This is a genomic window from Xanthomonas arboricola pv. guizotiae, from assembly GCF_002940205.1.
GTDB classification, from domain to species: domain Bacteria; phylum Pseudomonadota; class Gammaproteobacteria; order Xanthomonadales; family Xanthomonadaceae; genus Xanthomonas; species Xanthomonas arboricola_C.
The window spans coordinates 1-305 of the sequence record NZ_MDSK01000140.1 but is presented as its reverse complement, the minus strand read 5'-3'; the positions used below and the strand labels follow the sequence as shown (position 1 = coordinate 305).

Annotated in this window: 1 protein-coding gene; it reads right to left on the bottom strand. The window is 58.4% G+C overall.

Annotation, left to right across the window (positions count from 1 at the left end):
- Positions 1-239, bottom strand: a 239-nt coding sequence (locus tag XarbCFBP7408_RS22195) for a transposase (protein ID WP_146093848.1), incomplete at its 3' end; no start/stop codon positions are given.
- Positions 240-305 lie beyond the last annotated feature (66 nt).

The window sequence follows — 305 nt, the reverse complement described above, 5'->3', positions numbered from 1 at the left end:
AAGGCTTCTTCCGCCGAAGGATCGCTCAATGCATACCACTGCTGCAAAAAATGGATGCGCAGCATTGTCTCCAGCCGATACGGCTGTCGCCCCTGCTGCCCCGACTTTGGATAGTGCGGCTCGATCAGCCCCAGCAGGTCCTTCCACGGCACGACCTGATCCATCTCGGCCAAGAACACCTCACGCCGCGTCCGCTTGCGCTTGCCGTTGTACTCAGCGTCGCCGAAGGAAAGTTGCATCGTCATCGTCCCGTTGCCTCTGTGCGATTGTCGCAGGATCATGGGGAATTGTTCAGACCTTCCCTA